Genomic DNA, 17,269 nt, shown 5'->3' with positions numbered 1-17,269 from the left:
GGACGTTACCAGACCCACCAGACCTACCCGGCCTACCAGATGGTCACGCGCTGCTCCTCAGGCAGCCACATCCCGTTGTCGGAGGAGACGTCGAAGGCCTCGTAGAACTCGGCGACGTTCGACGCGACGACGTTGCAGCGGAACTCGCCGGGGGAGTGCGGGTCGATCGCCACGTACTGTGCGGCCATCTGCGGACGGATCGCGGTGCGCCACACCGTCGCCCACCGCAGGAAGAAACGCTGCAGGACGGTGAACTCCGTCCCGTCCCCGTCATCGCCGTCGATTCCTTCCACCGGAGCGGTGGGCGCGGAGTCCACCGTCTCCCCACGGTCGGCGAGCCACTTCTTCAGGGCGACGACGGCGATGCCGAGCCCGCCGAGATCGCCGATGTTTTCGCCGAGGGTGAAGGACCCGTTGACCTTGTGGTCGGTCTGGCCGCGCTGGGCCAGGCCGGTCGGCACGAGTCCGTCGTACTGGGTGACCAGCTTGTCGGTGAGCGCGGTGAACGCGGCACGGTCATCCTCGGTCCACCAGGAGTTGAGGTTGCCGTCGCCGTCGAACTTGGAGCCCTGGTCGTCGAAACCGTGGCCGATCTCGTGCCCGATGACCGCGCCGATCGCCCCGAAGTTGCCGGCCATGTCGGCCTCCGGGTCGAAGAAGGGGGGACGCAGGATCGCCGCGGGGAAAGTGATGTCGTTGCGCACCGGATTGTAGAAGGCGTTGACGGTCTGCGGGGTGGTGAACCACAGGTCGCCGTCGCTGGGCTTACCGAGCTTGGCGACCTCGAACTCGTGGTTGAAGTCCGAGGCGGCCCGGTAGTTCGCCAGCAGGTTCTCACCGTGGTGGGCGTTGTCACCGAAGACCAGGGCGGAGAAGTCACGCCAGACATCGGGATAGCCGATCCGCGCCCGGAAAGTGCCCAGTTTCTCCAGGGCACGCTCCCGGGTCGCCGGCGTCATCCACGACAGCTCGCTGATCCGGTCCCGGTAGGCCGCGAGCAGGTAGTCAACGAGCTCCAGCATCAGCTTCTTGTACTCCGGCGGGAAGTGCTCGGCCACGAATTCCTGGCCGACCTCCTCGCCGACGGCCCCCTCGACCATCATCACCGCGCGCTTCCACCGGTCGCGCTGCTCGGTGGATCCGGAGAGCGTGCGCCCGTAGAAGTCGAAGTTCGCTTCCGAGAACGCCCGCGGCAGTTTGCTGGCACGGCCGGTGAGGACCCGCCAGTACGCCCACAGCTTCCACTCGTCCAGATCGCGTCCGTTGGCCGCGCCGGGCACCAGGGCGGCGACATGCTCCAGGTAGGACGGCTGGCTGACGATCACCTGCGGGGCGACGTCCGGCGTGATACCCACCCCGTGGAGCCAGGCGGTGAAGGGGAAACCGGACGGCAGGTCGTCCTGCGCCGTGGGGTTGTGGGTCTTCTCCGCGTCGCGGGAGGCGACGGTGTCCCAGTGCCCCTTCGCCAGGGCGGTCTCGAACTCCATGAGCGCATCGGCGGCGGTTGCGGCATCCACGTCCGCGAAACGTCCGGGTCGGGGCTGCTCCCCGGTCTCCTCGACGAGTGTCAGGAACCGTTCGATGAACGCCCGGTACTCCCTGCGGATCTCCGCGTGCTGGTCTTCGCGGTAGTAGGCCTCGTCCGGCAGACCGAGACCCGTCTGGACCAGGTAGGCTACCTCGTCACCGCTGCCGCCGGCGTCCTTCTCCGTCCAGAAGCCGACCACCCCGCCGACACCGTGACGGTCCAGCTGCGCCAGCGTGGCGACCAGGGCATCCAGGTCGGCCGCGTCCCGCACGGGGTCGAGATCCGGGGAGAGGACGGAGAGGCCGGCCTGTTCGATGCCGTGCTCACCGTTCTCGTCCATGTAGGAGCTGAACAGCGCACCGATGCGGGTGGACGGGTCCGCCGCCTCGACGATGGCCTTGACGTCCAGTTCCGCACGGTCGCGCAGTTCGTGGAACTTGCCGTCGACCGCGCGGTCGGCCGGGATCTCGTGGGACCCCAGCCACGCGCCGCTCACGTACCGGTAGAGGTCGTCCGCCGCGGCAGGGACGGCGCCCGGGGAATGCTCGGTGATGTTGTCGGGGATTGCCGGGTCAGTCGTGTCAGTCGTTTCAGCCATGGCCACCACTGTAGGCATCCGTCAGCGGAGGTGCGGGTGGAAGTCCCACACGGCCAGGTCCGGGTAACCGGGTATCGTCGACCACCGCCGATTGAGCCGGCTCACGACAACGTCGCGGAGCTGCGCGACGATACGGGTGTCCACACCACCGGGACCGATACAGAAGTCCGTGTACCGGAACAGCGCCCACCCCCACTGTGTCGCCGCATTGCCTTTCCATCGGTCGCGGATGAAACCGCGGGTGTCGGCGGTGTCGGTGACTGCATGGTAGTGGAAGCTGTCGATCTCGATGAGCACCCGTGCTTCGGGAATGACCACGTCGAACCGGTAGGGACCGACGAGGGCGTTCGTCAGTACCGTGACCGGCAGGCCTTCGACCGCCTGGTGCACCAGGCGCAGCGCCGTCCTCTCCAGTTTGCTGGCGGTGCCGGTCGGCAGCCTGTCGAGCAGGTTCTCGGCGTGGGACTTGCCGGACGTCAGGCCGGCGAGATCCTCGGCGAGGAGGTCATTGCCCTTTGTGCCGCTGTACATCCTGGTCAGGAACCGTCTCAGCTCGTCGTCGCTGGAGGTCGGTGCAGAGGAGCGGTGGACGTCGACGGCCGCCTGCAGTGGTGTGGAGACCCTGACACCGTGCTGGTGGCGATGGCGGCGGAGGTCACGGACGCGGAGCAGGAGACGGTCACGCCGACCGGCACGTCCGTCACGAGGCATCAGGCCCCGCGCCGGCCACACCATCGGCTTTTCGTCGTAGAGGAACAGTGCGGTCGGACCGGTGTAGACGACCGCCGGGACGAGGTGCGCCAGTGCCTGCAGTGTCAACAGATCGTCCGGCGCTGACGAGGTGTACACACCTCTGCTGATCCTGTGCAGCTCTCCGCGGTGGACCGCGGCCCGGATCTGCGCTTCGGTGTAACCGACCTCGATGAGTTCAGCGGTCAACCAGACCGACCGTGACGACAGTGATTCGACCCCCATGTGAATATCCCCTCCGGGGGCCACTGTAGTCGTTGGCGGACGGTCCGGAGACACAACGACGGTTTCTGTCCGGATCCGGGAGCGAAGTGGGCACTTCGCCGTCGATCTCAGACAGAAACCGTCGTTACGGGGTGTACGCCCCTCAGCTCAGGCGCATCGGTCCCGGTGACCAGAGGCCGGACCGGTTCTCGGTCTCGATGTCGAGGTCGACTGTCTTGGGCTCCTCGCCGGTGCTGGAGGCGAACGGGGTGAGCTTGGTGACGACACCCCAGTCGCGCTGCCAGTCGTTGTCGAGGTAGGTCGACATCTCGGTGCCGTGGGTGACCATCTGGGTCAGCCCACCGGCGCCGCCGCCGTAGTAGTCCATCACGGGAGCATGGGCCTTCTTCGCGTCGTGCTCCGGGGAGATCTGGTACTCCGGAACCTCGGCGACACCGGCGTAGTGGCTGAACGGGCGCTGTGCCGGGAACTGCAGCGGGACGGACCAGTCGAGCAGCGTCGGTGCGTCGCCGATGACGTCGTCCAGCGGTGCCAGGGTGGGGACGCGCGGCGGGGTGAAGGCCAGCCACTGGTCCGGGGTGACGTTCAGGTCGGCGGCGTGGATGCGGACGACGTCGGCGTCCTCCGGGATCTGGTCCATGGGGAAGCGCAGGTTGCGCCACTGCGGCGCGGTGCCGATGTCGAGGGGCTCGAGTTCGCCCATGACCTCGAAGTCATCGGAGCCAGAGCCGGAACCCTCTCCGGTGCTGCGACCGTACTGCAGTTTCAGCTCCTGGCCGTACTGGCGGACCCCGTTCATGTCGAGGTGCGACACCTCACCGGCGGCGGAGATGATCAGCAGCGGCGAATCGTCGCTGCGTTCCGGCAGCGTGTACCAGGACGTGGTGGTCTCGGCCTGGAGCTGCAGGCCGTCGGTGTAGGAGCCGATGACGGGGACCTGGTTGCGGTCGATGTCGAACGGCAGCTGGGCGTAGGAGCCGTTGGCGCCCTCGCGGGCGTTCAGGCCGCCGCCGGGGCCGGTGTCGGTGATGTCCTCGTCCTCGTTCGAGCCGTAGGCGTTGGTGTCGACGGCGGAGGTCTGCGGCGAGGATCCTGCGTCGGAGCTGTCGGAGCTCTCCTGGATACGGTTGGGGATGTTGTTCTCCCCGAACCCGCGGGAGTTGTCGCCGACCAGGGAGTCGGCGAAGTCGGTGCCGTCGGCGGTCTGCAGGAAGGAGTCGTTGGTGTCCGACTCGACGAGGGCGTCCCCGGCCATGCCGCTGGTGTTCCCGGCCAGTGCCGTCAGGTTGCCCTTGCCGACGGAGTAGGACGGCCACTGGGAGATGAAGCCCTTACCCAACGACGCCAGGTTGAACAGCACGACGATGGCGGTGAGTACCGCGATCGGCGCGGCGGCCACGCCGGTGAAGCGCTGCGCCTGGGCGGCTTCGCGACGGTCGACTTCCTTGAGTTCTGCGTCGGTGGTGGCGTTGGCCTCACGGATGTCGTTGAGGAAGCCGATGACCACGCCGATGAACATCACGATGACGGCGAGCACCATCATGCCGGTGGAGATCTCGAAGCCGGCGAGCTGGATGGGCTTGTCGTACCAGGGCACGCCGAAGCTGGAGATGTACCACCAGCCGTTGGTCCCGGCGAGGGTGAAGGCGAACAGCAGCAGACAGGCGCCGAGGAAGACGATGCGGTTACGCGCGGAGCGCATGGCCATGGTCGACGCGGCGACGGCAGCCAGGGCAGCGAGACCGGCGGCGATGCCGGCGTACACACCGAAGTGGTGGGTCCACTTGGTCGGTGTGAAGGTCATGAAGAACATGGTGCCGACGACCACGAGGGTCATGCGCAGCGCCGGGCCGTGGGCGGTGCCGGGGACGCGGCGGTTGCGCAGCATCGAGGCGACGACGACGGCCAGGCACAGCAGCATCATCAGCACGGAGAACCGCCGGGGGAAGGACCCGTCGACGGTCTGTTTCAGCAGCTCGGTGTAGCGCTGGGGCTCCTCGTACCAGGACAGGGACGGGCCGACGGGGCCGCGTACGCCGATGGACTCCATCACGGTGCTCAGTGTCTGGTCGCCGAAGACGCAGATCAGCACGGCGGTGCCGGCGGCGAAGAACGGCATGATCTGGGCGACGACGGCGCCGGTGACCCGTTTCTTCGAGCTGCCCCGTCCGGCGTTGAGCAGCGGAAGTCGTCGGATGACGATCCGGACGAGTCCCGACAGCGCGACGAGGATCGAGGCGACGGCCATCAGGCCGGTAGGGCCGGCGGCGAGCGACAGGGAGGCGACGATGACGCCGACCGCGGCGGGCAGCAGGCGTCCGGTGGCGATCGCACGCTCCATGCAGACCCAGGTCAGCAGGGCGCCGAGGGCGATGACCGGCTCGGGACGCAGACCGTTGTTGAAGGTCATCGCGAAGACGAGGAACACCGCCGCGGCGGTCCAGTGCGCCACCTGGCGCTGGGCGATCTTCGCGCCCAGACGCGGCAGCACCTCCCGCGAGAGGAGCATCCACGTCAGCAGGCTGGCGATCAGGACGGGCAGCCGCATCCACACCGAGGCGGTGGAGACGTGCGTCATCAACGCCAGCAGGTCGTAGTAGGGGGCGCCGAACGGGGACTCCGGGACACCGAACCACCGGTAGTAGTTCGCCATGTAGCCGGATTCCTGGCTGGCGCGGGCCATGGTCAGCAGGTATCCGTCGTCGGCGGTGTTCGCGCCGATGAAGTACCAGACCACGAGGACGCCGCCGACGACGCCGTCGAGCCAGCGTGGTCGCCACCAGTTGGCGGGCAGGAACCGACGCCGGGTGCGTGTGCGCCCGTCGAGGATGTCCATGCGGTGCAGGGCCCACAGGGAGACGACCATGAACAGCACACCGAGGACCATCGCGGCGATCTTGATGCCGCTGGGGGTGGAGGTGTACCGCGAGTCGACGGTGACGTCCACCCGCAGGCCTGCGTCGACGGCGGCCTGGGTGTTCTCGGGGGTGTCGGTCATCTCGGTGAAGATGCCGGTGAGCATGGGGCGGATGTCGTCGCCGAACCCGCCCTCCAGCGGGTTACCGTCCTCGTCGGTGGCGTCGGGGATCCAGGCGCGCGTTTCCTCGTAGTCCGAGGTGATGCGCAGCTGGGCGCCGTCCGGGAGGCTCTCGAGGGTGTCGGTGTCGACCGACAGTGCCACCGAGTTGCGCACCACGACGTCCAGGCCGTCCGGGGTGGAACGGACGAACATGCCGCGCAGCGTCGCCTCCTCCGCGCCCTCCGGCACGGTGGACAGGACGGTGGTCTGGTTGCCGTTGAGGTCACGCACCTCGGACAACGGCAGGGTGATGTCCAGGTTCTCCGGATGGTAGGACATCAGCGGCGCGTCGACGCTACGGAGGTCTCCACCCTGGGGCCAGGAGAAGCTGGACTGTTCCTGCTTGACCGGGAGCAGCGGGGTCAGGCAGAACAGGATGAGTGCCGCGATGCCCGACAGGACGGCGATCGCCTTGAGCCGGTCGACACCGGCCGCTGTCGTGCGATCGGGGTTCGTCTCAGGGGCCTGTTCGGACACCTCGTCGGTGGCATCGTGTTCGACTCGTGACATAGCAGCACATGTTACGGCAGGAGTCTGGTGAGGACTAAGCCGTGGCAGGCCGTGTCTGTCACAGCCGGTCACAGTCGGTCACAGTCGGTCTCTACCGTTGGCGCACCGCGACGACGAAGGGGCCGATCTGTTCCAGGTCCCACCCCTCCGAGAAGGCCGACGCGTGGAAGGACATCGTGGTGAACCGCACATTCGGGTCATTCGGGTAGATGTCCTCGGACAGGCGGTAGGAGAATCGGCCGTCCGGATCGCCGTCCCCACCCTCTCCACCGGTGGCGTCGGCGGCCTGGCCACGCAGGACCAGGGCATCCGGGCCTGCCCACCCCTGCTCGTCGGACGCCGTGTCCATTGCGTCCGTGAGCTCCGTGGGGTCGGTGATCTCAGTCCACTTCTCGATCTCGGCGTTACGGTCCTCGAACCGTCCGAGCGGGTTGGCGTAGTGCGCGGTCATCGCCTGGTAGGAGTGGTACGGGTAGTAGGCCATGAAGCTCTGTTCGTCGGTGAGGACGACGGTGCCGGCGCGCTGCCCCCCGAGGCCCAGGGTCTCGTCGATGTAGGAGTCGACGTCGGCGTAGTAGACGGTGGAGTCGGCGGGGAAGAGGTCGCCGCGCTGGGCCTCGCCGTCGGTGTCCGTGTAGGCGAGGTCGATGTGCTGGCGCAGGTGCAGCGGGATGTTGATGACGTGGGTTGCCGCGGCGAAGGTCAGCAGGATCGCCAGGACGGCGGTCACCTTCGGTGCGGCGTCCGGCCCGACGAACTGGGGGTAGGCGCGTCGGATGCCGTTGATGCGCAGGTCGTTGAGCGCCATCATGCCGCCGGTGACCAGGAGCAGGGAGATCGGCAGTTCCATGCGGAAGCCCAGCAGCGTGGTGCCCGTCAAGGTCGTCAGCATGGACGCGAGTACCCAGAGGTAGCAGACCACCAGCCCGGCGAGCAGTGCCCTGACCTGGCTACGCTTCCACCTCAGCACCATCCACACGATGCAGAGGAGGCCGAGTGCGCCGACGAGGTTCACGTGGAAGAAGGGGACGGGGACTTCCGTACCGGACTGCGGCAGGTAGTGCTGGGCGCGCCCGCTGGCGCCGCTCTCCGAGGTGAGCAGCGCCAGGCCGTACGGTGCCCAGCCGACCAGGGCGATGACGATGGACCCCACCCCGATCACGGCCAGCCGGATCAGCGGCTGGATCGCGCGGGTGCGCCAGGCGACGACGACGGCGATGACGACGACAGTCAGCGCGGAGATCCCGGTGTAGAGCGTGTACAGGTTCGCCGACAGTCCGAGGAAGACCACCAGGCCGGCTATGCCGAGTCGGGAACCACGCACGGCACGACCGGCCAGCACGACGGCGGCAGGCATGCCGAAGGCCACGATGGCGGCGTAGGGCTCCTCCGGGGCGGTGTAGAGGACGACGGCAGTGGTCACCATCGCGATGACCGTTCCCAGGGGCAGCGATCCGGTGAGACGTCGCCAGACCGGGACCAGCACCGATCCGGTCGCGGCGAGGGTGATCAACGACCAGGGCTGGAACGCGGCCCACCCGGCGAGGCCGAGGACGTTGGCGAAGAGACCTCCGGTGAGGAACCACAGGCGGGGGTAGAAGCTCGGCTCACCGAGGTAGGCCATGTCCTCGAAGCCCGGCTGTTCGGTCATCCGGGTGAAGAACTGGGTACGGAACGCCTGGTCGACGCTGATGCCGTCGAGGTAGAGACGCGTCGCCGCCAGGGGTATGGCAAGGGCGGCGATGACCAGGCCCGCCGGGGCGAGCCAGCACAGCACGGTGGTTCCGGCCCGACGCCACCGCGGCCAGTCGGTGAAAGGGGTCCGGGAGTGCAGGACCGCGTAGAGCACCAGAGCCACGACGACGAGGACGATCACTCCACCGGCGCTGGCCAGGGCCTTGGTCACGTTCGACGATGCATAGGCCGGCAGGTTCGTGCGTGACAGGACGAACCACGCCGCGAGTGTGACGACGGCGGCGAGGACCCCGGAGCCCACGACCTGCCCACAGAAGGAGAGGAACCCGCGACCGGAACGGTCGGGGCGGGATGCGGCGTCGGTACCGGTGAGGCCGGTGGAGGGGGCGGTCATGTCGGCATTTTCTCACAGTCGGCGTGAATACCGGGTGAAGGGTGACTGGGAGGTGGCTGGCCGGGTGCCGACCCTGCCGGCACCCCCACCGGTGCGGGGGCGCAGTTAGCGGTTGAGCAGGATGCCGCGGATCCCGGAGTGGAAGCCGTCACGCAGATTCACGCGCTGGTACTCCGTCAGCGTGTACTCGTGGAGCGTCTCGCAGGCGAACTGGAGCAGCGGACGGTCCACCTCGGGCGGCAGGCCACCGCCGCAGAGCACGTGGGCGCCGTCCTGCTGTTCCGTGGTGGCGGCGTGCTGGAACCACCAGACGGCGTACTGCTCACCGATGTCGAAGGGGTTCTGCTGGCCGCCGGACTGCCACACCTCGGTGGGCAGCGGGACGTAACGGCTGCGGAGACGCCGCCGGGGCGCCATCATCGCCGGGGTGGGGCGGGACGTGGCGAGGTCGGCCGGCGAGGCGGGGGACGTGGAGGTGTCGGAACCGCCGGTGGCTGTGGCGGCTCCGGTGTCTCCGGGAGCCCCGTCGTCCCCGTCGTCCTCGTCGTCCTCGCCGTCTGCGGCAGGTGAGACGGGGTTCTCGTGGGAGACTGCCGCCGGGGCGTGGTCGGTGGACTGGGAGAGCGACGGGCCGCGGGCCGGCATGGAGGCAGGGGACGGTGCTGCGTCGGTCGCGTCGTCGGCGCCCGTACCGGTCTCGGTGTCGCCCTGGCTGCCGGCGTCTTCCGTGGCGGGAGTGGCGGGCCTGCGACGGACGTCCGGGACGGCACACGTCCCGGAGAGATCTTCGACGGGCTCGGCGTCCCCGATGGGTTTGTGCTGGGCCCCGGCTGCCCCGGTCTTCAGGGGTCCTTCGAGGATCTGCAGGCGCATGCAGTCGGCGAAGTCCTCCCGCGGATCGAGGATGGTGGTCGAGTCGCAGGAATAGCGCAGGTTTGCCGACATCGAGTCCCACCCGAAGCCGTAGAGATGCACCCGGACCCCGCGGGAGACGGCCTCCTCCACCCCGGGAAGCATGTCGGCGTCGCCGGAGACCAGGACGATGTCGGTGACCTCGCGGGACATGGCACTGATGACCATGTCGGCGACGAGACGGGTGTCGACCGCTTTCTGGGTACGACGGTCGCCCCATTCAATGAGCTGGCCGGACCGTAGCTGGACTCCGTTGCAGGACCGCAGGGCACGTTGGTACCGGTGCGGGCCGGAATCGGGGAGACCGTCGTACCAGTTCTGCCGGTAGACGGGTTGTCTCAGTTGATCGACGACGCGGCTCTCCAGCACATTGACGACCTCGGGCAGGTCAATCTCGAGTTGTGCGCGGGCGCCGGTCTCCCAGGCGTTGTAGAAGCTGGCGAGCAGGTAAGAGGTGTCGACGTAGATCAGGGTTCGTTCGAGCATCGGAGAGTCCTCACTAAAAGTTTGTCGGTTGTTCCCCCTAGTGTGCATCAGGTGTGCGGCCCATGGAGAGGTGTGCTGGTCATTCGGTGGGCAGGTGGCAGCGGGTCGTGGTGCCCTTGTCAGAAAAACCGTCCTGTGCGATGGTTGGTTACAGGAGTAACTAACCAGTAAACCTAGGCACGGGAAGAAGGTGGGCCGTGGACGAGACGACGTCGCCGCTGTTCCGGCAGATCGCCGAACTCGTCGAGGACTCCGTCGTCGACGGATCCCTTCGGGAGGGCGACCGCGCCCCCTCGACCAATGAGCTCGCCGCCTTCCACGGCATCAACCCCGCCACCGCGCGAAAAGGACTGACACTGCTCGCAGAGCGTGGCGTGCTGGCCAAGAGACGCGGCCTGGGCATGTTCGTCGAGGACGGGGCCCGGGCGCGGATCACGGCACGTCGCCGGGAAGCCTTCGCCGCCGACTTCCTTGCACCCCTGGTGGACGAGGCGATCAAACTCGACCTGCCCCGGGACGACGTCCACCGGCTGATCGACCAGGTCGCAGAAAGCAGAGGACTGTACTCATGACCATCACCCTCACCGACGCAGAAATGTCCTACCCGTGGGTCACCGCCGGAGGGGCAGGCCGCCGACGAACACGACCGGTGGTGGGGCCGCTCACGCTGGAACTCGACCACGGCGTCGTCGGCCTGGTCGGACGCAACGGTGCAGGGAAGACCACCCTGCTCGGGCTGCTTGCCGGCCAGCTCAAACCGTCCGTCGGGACGGTCACCAGTGGTGGACGTGACGCCTTCGACGATGCCGTCGTCCTGGAGAACACCAGCTTCACCGGGGTCGACATCGACTACGCACCGTCCTGGACGGTCCAGGGGATCCTGGACCTCTTCGCCCGGAGATACCCGCACTGGAACTCGGACGAGGCGGCCCGCCTACGGGACGCCTTCGGTCTGGTGGAGACGTCCACCTACGGTGCACTCTCCCGCGGCCAGCGCACCGCGGTCGGCATCATCGTCGGCCTCGCCTCCCACACGCCGGTCACGTTGTTCGACGAACCCTACGTGGGGCTGGACGCACAGACGCGGCGGCTGTTCTACCGCGAGTTGATGGACTCGGTGGAGGCCGATCCCCGCCTCGTGGTGATCTCGACCCACCACCTGCCGGACCTGGAACGCATCGTCGACCGGGTGCTGGTGCTTGAGCGGGGACAACTGATGCACGACATCGACGCCGATGACCTTTCCGGCCGCTTCTACCGGATCACCGGCTCGCAGGCCCGTGTGGACGCCCTGATCTCCGACGCGCCGGGCGTCACTGTGCTCGAACGGCGCGACATGGCCGGGGCGAGCCGGGCAGTCGTGGATCTGGGGAGCGACCGCACTGGTGGTGACGTTCTCCCTCGACAGCTGTCCGACCTCGCCGCCGAGCCGGTTGATTTGGAGGAGGCCGTGGTCCAGCTGACGGGAGGGGAGACGCCGTGAGCCACCCGCCCCTGACCTCCACGACGATGCGCTCACCGTGGGAGCGTCTACGTGCCGACCGTCCGCCGAGCACCACACTGGTCTTCCTGCTGCTCATCGTGGTGCTGGCGTTCCTCACATCCTCCACGCTGGTGCAGTTCCACCGCGGGTGGCAGCCATGGCCGGCCGTCACCGGAGGGATCTTCTTCCCTGCGTTGTCGGTCCTCATGCTGCTGCCGAACCCGGCACGGTACCGGGTAGTGGAGCTGTCCATGCGGCAGTGGATGGTCGACCACGGCATGCTCGTCGCCCTTGTGGCGGTCATCCACCTCGCCTGGCCGGTGTGGGCCGTGGTCCGACCGGTGGACGACGCGGAACAGGTCCCGGTGTGGATGCCGGTCCTGCCCGCCTTGGCCATCTCCGGCGTGTTGGCCCTGGTGTTCTGGCACCACCGCCACGTCCTGTCTGGACGGGCGGTCGGCACCGGGGTGCGCTTCACAGGTACGCCACTGCACTACCGCGTGTTTCTCGCTCGGCGTGGGCCCGTCGCCTGGCGGACTGTGTACCAGCCGGTGGGGCTGACCGCGCTGGTGACGGTACTTGTGATCCTCGTCTGGAGGACCTACGAGGGTGACAACCAGGCTCCCGCCGTCGTCACGAGTTCCTTCCTGGTCGCCTCACTGATCACAGCACCGGTCGTCGCCGCCGGTCGCACGACTGCGATGGCCGTCGGGCTGTCACGACGGGCCTGGGTGCTCCATACCCTTGCCGCAATCTCCGTACCGCAGCTAGTGCTGGCCCTGCCGTTTTCCTATCAGCTGGCAGAAGTGAATCCCCACGTCTCCACCGAGCCCGTCCGTCTCGCCATCTACGTCGGTGTCGTCCTGACCAGCGCAGTCGCAGCAGCGGCCTTCGCCGTCAGCGTGTCCTACGAAGACTGGGGCACTGCGATCGCCTGGCTGATCGGTTTCGGGTTCGTCTTCGGGATCGTCGGTGGCTTCGGGTTCGGGACGTCCGATGCCTTGTGGCCGAACCTCATTGCACTGGCAGGGAATGTCCTACTTGCCTGGTGTCTCGTCTCCTACGCCAGGGGAAAAGCACTCCTCGGACAACCGGACTGGACCATGACAAGCATCATCGGTGGGCCAAGGATGCGACGCAACCGACTCGGAAGCTGACCAGGAAGCTGACCAAGAACCTGACAGGGAGACACCACCATGAAGACACCACACGGAACCACCCTCCCGGACCCGCTTGTCCGGGTGGACAACCTCGACCGGTCCTTCGGCAGTCGCCGCGTCCTCCGGGGACTCACGGTCGACCTGCCGCGGGAAGGCATCGTCGGGCTCGTCGGACGCAACGGCGTCGGGAAGACCACCCTGATGGGAATCCTCGCGGGGCAACTCCGCGAGACCGGCGGGACGGTCACTGTTGCCGACAGACCACCGTTCGACAATGCCGCGGTCATGAACCAGGTGTGTTTCACCGGCGTCGATGTCCTCTACCCGCCCCAATGGTCTGTCGACACGGTGTTCTCCGTCGCAGCCGCGCGGTACCCGTACTGGGATGACGGTCTGGCCAGCGACCTTCAAGGACGGTTCGGGGTGACACGGTTCGGCAGGATGTCGTCATTGTCGACCGGGCAGCGGTCACTGGTGAGCATCATTGTCGGACTGGCGTCCCGCGCCCCGTTGACCCTGCTGGACGAACCGTACTCGGGGTTGGACGTCCAGAACCGACGCCTCTTCTACGAGGTGCTCGCCGAGGTCCAGGAGAATGACCCCCGCTGTATCGTCCTGTCGACCCATCAGCTCGCGGACGCCGGACGCATCGTCGACCGGCTGCTCATCCTCGGCGCCGGCGGCTACCTCTCCCATGACATCGACGGCGCCGATCTCGGCGACCGCGTCGTCCGCCTCACCGGGAGCACCTCGAGAATGACCGACGTGCTGGACGAGGTGAGGGGCATGCCCGACATACGTCTGACCGCCATGCGGGACGTCGCCGGCAGCATGTCTGTGGACGTCGACCTGAACGGTGGGACGCTGCCACACTGGGACGGGGTCACCCGAGAACGTCTCGGCACGGAGGACGCTGTGATCGCCTTGACCGGGGAGCCGGAATCATGAGTGGCGTGGCGTTCAGCACTCGTCTGCAGATGTATCCGAAAGCGGATCAACTCCTGATTATCCTGATGCTACTGGTGGAGATGCCGATACTTCAGCTCGATGGCGGAGTAGCCGCAGTGGGATTCACTGCTTTTTTCAGCGGAATTGCTCTGTGGATGGCTGTGCCATCTATCTCCAGGTACCGCGCTTTCGGGATACCGGTACGTCTCTGGATCACCGACACATTTGTTGCGGTCCATGTTGTCGTCCTCCTTTTCCTCGGACTATGGACTTCCACCGGGGCCGGACCGTGGGGGCTGGTCGGCATCTTGATCGCCGACCTTGCTGTTCTGCTTCGTCTATCTGTCACTGTATGGCCTGTAGTGCGCGGCGATGACATGGTAGGTAGAGGCGGATTTCGTAGACCGACCCCGTCATTTCAGTTGCCGCGTGTCCCGGGGCCACTGCCATTGCGATTGGGTTACTTCCCGGTGTCAGTGCTGGCGCTTTCAGTGTCGGTGGTGATTCTTCTGCTGACCTGGTTTGCAAGCATGTTCCTCGAAGACATTACCGTGATAGGCCCGGCTTTCGCGGTAACTGCCATGGCGGTTCCGATTGCATTGAACGTTCTCTCCAGTGGGTATCGTGGATGGACGACGGTCGGAGCTCCGGCTTCCCGCTGGTTAACTCACGCGCATGTCTGCGCGGTACTCCTTGTCACCGTGATCGCCGTTACATGGGTCCTGACAGCGACTTTCACCGGGCTGGACAGCGGATGGCATGAGACTTCAGCACCGGGAAATCGCGCCGTACTTGTCGCCGCCATGCTGTTCTTGTTGGCCGCACTTATCGTCCGGGGAAGTATGGCGGGGAACGGCGGCGTTGTTGGCCTGCTGTTCATGCCGTTGTTTGGGTTCTCCTGGTTGGCCCGGCCTGAACTCGCTGAATCGCCCCGGCAGGTGTTGCTGGTTATTTCAGGGCTCCTTGTGCTTACAGTCGTTACGCTGCGGAGCAGTTGCAGGAAAGCGAGGAAGGGGGACGTTCTACACCGACCGGGACCGTTCATTGGACGAGACGGTACCTACTACCAACGACAAGGAGCACTGTGATGGCCACATTCTCGCTACGTGACGTAAAGAAACGCTATGGCACGTCCCTCGCGCTTGACGGCGTGACCTGCGATATCCCACAGGGGCGGGTGCACGGGCTGGTCGGCCCCAACGGTGCCGGGAAGACAACGCTGCTGCGTGCCCTGGCCGGACAGATTCCCGTCGAAGGCGAAGTCATGTTGGGAGGTGAGCCGGTCCGGGACAACCAACCCGTCCTCGACCGCATCATCCTCGCCGGAGCGGACGTCCCCTACCCCGGTCAGATGAAAGTCAGGACCCTGCTCGCCCTTGCCGCAGCACGGTGGGGCACCTGGGACAGCGCCTATGCACGCCGCCTGCAGCACATCTTCCGACTTGACCTCGAGGTACGGTTCGACGCCCTCTCGCGTGGCCAGAAGACACTGGTGGGCGTGGTCATGGGACTGGCGGCGCGGACAGAGATGACGTTGCTCGACGAGCCCTACCTGGGGCTGGACGTCCAGAACCGGGATATCCTCTACCGTGAACTCCTCGACGAGATCGACCGGGACGCCGAGGGGGCGCGAACGTTCATCATCTCCACCCACCAGGTGGAGGATGCGTCGTTACTCCTCGATTCGGTGATCTTCATCGATGACGGACGCATAACCGAGGTCATCGATGTCGACGATCTGGTGTCATCCACCGTGGTGGCCACCGGGACGACGAGTGCCGTCGAAGAGCTTCTCGCTGGCGTGACGTGTTCCGTCCTGCGGGACGAGTCAGTGGCAGGCTCCCGTCGTGTCGTTCTGGGTCTTGGATCAGACACATCCGGGCTCTTTCGGGCCGCCGACGGACTGGACGTCCAGATCCAGAATGCCGATCTCCCCGAGACGGTGCTCGTACGGGGGTGCCCCCATGAATGAGGCAACCGGAACGTCACACATCGGCGGGATCTCGGCACGCACCCATCTCGCAGTCTGCCTGGCTCAGTTCAGGACTGAGGCGGCCAGCCGGTGGATTCCAGTGGGGCTGTTGCTGATCGTGCACATCGTGATCGTCGACGACATGAGCGGAACCCGACTGACCCTGACGGCGGTTCTGTTCGGCCTCGTCGGTGCGCCGACGACCTCGGCATTCACGATGCCCGGTACTCACCTTCGCGCTTTGGGACTGGGGCGGAGAGCCCAGCAGATACATGTCATTGCGTCGATCATGGCAGGGACGGTCCTCTATCTGGTGTGCATCGGCGTGATGTGGAGTGTGTGGCTGTTCCGTGGCATCGACGTCGGCCCCCGGTACTGGTTGGCTGGTGCGATCGTCGTGATCATGTCGCTCGTCAGCATCCTGGTGGGCCTCGGGAGGATCCGACGGGGAGGTGTGGAAGGTTCGAGCTCTCTGATCGGTAACGACGAATGGGCCCGACTGGCACAGCGGCCTCGTGGTCATCTGCTGGTGATGCAGCATATGGCACGGTGCGGAACCGTCAGTACCATCGTGGCCTTCTTCCTGGTGATGGTGCCCGGGCAGGTGCTCGCACGGGCGCTCTTCGACATCGACCCGGGAACAATCGGCGTCGTCCTGACGATCGTTCTCGTCTTGACGACGGTCTTCTCCCGGGTGGTGCACGCTGAGAGAGCGGCCGAGGTGTGGACGGTGTACGGCGGTGCCCCGAAAACCTGGCAGCGTGCGGTGATGAAAAGTATGTGGATCATCCCGGTCGCGTACCTGGCGGTGTACCTGGTGGCCTGGCTTCTTGAACGTGGTCTCGACACGATCGGGTGGCGGCGTGAGATGCCGATGCTGCAGCCTACGGGAGGTGGTGACTGGGTGACGGTGGTCTCGATCATCCTTTCGTACGGGCTGATGACGGCAGCGATGACGACGAGTGTCCTTTCCATCACTGTGACGGAAAGATTCGCGGGCAAACGGTTGGTCGCGTCGGTCGTCCTGGCCGTCAATGCGGGGCTACTGGTCTGGCTCACCTCCAGCTTCGGTGCAGCGCTACACGGGTGGACCGTGGCTCTCTGTTCTCTTGCGGTGATTGTGTGGACGGCTGGTGTAGTGGCGGCGTTCCATCGGTCCCGGAGTGCGGTCGAGGTTGGTCGGCGGAGTGGAGTAGAGAGCTACTTCGGGCTCACCGTGCGACAGTGACGTTGTGACCTGGTGTTTTGTGTCGTGTGTGTGGGGTGTGTAGATTAATGCGAGTCAGAGCGACCGACACCGTACAGAGTGCGGGAGGACAACGGCGCTGACGGACTACGTAAGGCTTCGTTGCTTCCTGAGGGCGCGAGGGACGCGGGATCGGATTTGCGAATCTGGTTGGGTCGTCGTAGGATTCAGGGCCTGCCATGCAAGAGATGTGCTGACCGGGTGGTCGGTGTGTTGGTTGTGTGTGCGTGTGTTGTTTGAGAACTCAATAGCGTAACAAACCAAGTATTTTTTGTCGCACCGG

The 17,269-nt window shown here is 66.2% G+C and carries 12 protein-coding genes; 7 read left to right on the top strand and 5 right to left on the bottom strand.

From position 1 onward, the window contains the following. Window positions 1-32: 32 nt before the first annotated feature. From FS507_RS06925 to FS507_RS06905, 5 genes are all read right to left on the bottom strand, one after another. Window positions 33-2,126, bottom strand: a complete 2,094-nt coding sequence (locus tag FS507_RS06925; RefSeq protein WP_145942072.1) for a M13 family metallopeptidase — start codon at window positions 2,124-2,126, stop codon at window positions 33-35. Window positions 2,127-2,147: 21 nt separating this feature from the next. Further along, window positions 2,148-3,101 carry a type IV toxin-antitoxin system AbiEi family antitoxin domain-containing protein gene (locus tag FS507_RS06920; protein ID WP_145942071.1) on the bottom strand — a complete coding sequence of 318 codons (954 nt, stop codon included), beginning with the start codon at window positions 3,099-3,101 and terminating at the stop codon, window positions 2,148-2,150. Window positions 3,102-3,243: 142 nt separating this feature from the next. Continuing rightward, window positions 3,244-6,690 carry an arabinosyltransferase domain-containing protein gene (locus tag FS507_RS06915; protein WP_145942070.1) on the bottom strand — a complete coding sequence of 1,149 codons (3,447 nt, stop codon included), beginning with the start codon at window positions 6,688-6,690 and terminating at the stop codon, window positions 3,244-3,246. Between the two features lie 91 nt (window positions 6,691-6,781). Then, window positions 6,782-8,779, bottom strand: coding sequence for a galactan 5-O-arabinofuranosyltransferase (locus FS507_RS06910; RefSeq protein WP_145942069.1), 1,998 nt, complete (start codon window positions 8,777-8,779; stop codon window positions 6,782-6,784). Between the two features lie 105 nt (window positions 8,780-8,884). Next, window positions 8,885-10,177, bottom strand: coding sequence for an NYN domain-containing protein (locus tag FS507_RS06905; RefSeq protein ID WP_145942068.1), 1,293 nt, complete (start codon window positions 10,175-10,177; stop codon window positions 8,885-8,887). A 197-nt stretch (window positions 10,178-10,374) separates the two neighbouring features. Between FS507_RS06905 and FS507_RS06900 the strand changes: the two genes are divergently transcribed. Genes FS507_RS06900 through FS507_RS06870 form a run of 7 tightly spaced genes read left to right on the top strand, consistent with a single transcriptional unit; the run spans window position 10,375 to window position 16,968 of the window. Next, on the top strand, window positions 10,375-10,749 hold the full coding sequence (locus tag FS507_RS06900) for a GntR family transcriptional regulator (protein ID WP_075812671.1): 375 nt from the start codon (window positions 10,375-10,377) through the stop codon (window positions 10,747-10,749). Next, window positions 10,746-11,660 (top strand): ATP-binding cassette domain-containing protein, encoded by a 915-nt coding sequence (locus FS507_RS06895; protein WP_145942067.1) that lies wholly within the window; start codon window positions 10,746-10,748, stop codon window positions 11,658-11,660. Before FS507_RS06900 ends, FS507_RS06895 begins: the two co-directional genes overlap by 4 nt. Continuing rightward, on the top strand, window positions 11,657-12,817 hold the full coding sequence (locus FS507_RS06890; RefSeq protein ID WP_145942066.1) for a hypothetical protein: 1,161 nt from the start codon (window positions 11,657-11,659) through the stop codon (window positions 12,815-12,817). Before FS507_RS06895 ends, FS507_RS06890 begins: the two co-directional genes overlap by 4 nt. 39 nt (window positions 12,818-12,856) lie before the next feature. Next, window positions 12,857-13,768, top strand: a complete 912-nt coding sequence (locus tag FS507_RS06885) for an ATP-binding cassette domain-containing protein (protein WP_145942065.1) — start codon at window positions 12,857-12,859, stop codon at window positions 13,766-13,768. A 5-nt stretch (window positions 13,769-13,773) separates the two neighbouring features. Continuing rightward, on the top strand, window positions 13,774-14,856 hold the full coding sequence (locus tag FS507_RS06880; protein ID WP_145942064.1) for a hypothetical protein: 1,083 nt from the start codon (window positions 13,774-13,776) through the stop codon (window positions 14,854-14,856). Further along, window positions 14,856-15,740 (top strand): ATP-binding cassette domain-containing protein, encoded by an 885-nt coding sequence (locus tag FS507_RS06875; RefSeq protein ID WP_145942063.1) that lies wholly within the window; start codon window positions 14,856-14,858, stop codon window positions 15,738-15,740. The genes FS507_RS06880 and FS507_RS06875 overlap by 1 nt, the downstream gene beginning before the upstream one ends. Then, window positions 15,733-16,968, top strand: a complete 1,236-nt coding sequence (locus tag FS507_RS06870; protein WP_145942062.1) for a hypothetical protein — start codon at window positions 15,733-15,735, stop codon at window positions 16,966-16,968. Before FS507_RS06875 ends, FS507_RS06870 begins: the two co-directional genes overlap by 8 nt. Window positions 16,969-17,269 lie beyond the last annotated feature (301 nt).

This window comes from Corynebacterium glyciniphilum AJ 3170 (genome assembly GCF_007673095.1).
Classification (GTDB): domain Bacteria; phylum Actinomycetota; class Actinomycetes; order Mycobacteriales; family Mycobacteriaceae; genus Corynebacterium.
The sequence above is the reverse complement of the archived record's forward strand: the minus strand, read 5'-3'. Positions and strand labels throughout refer to the sequence as shown.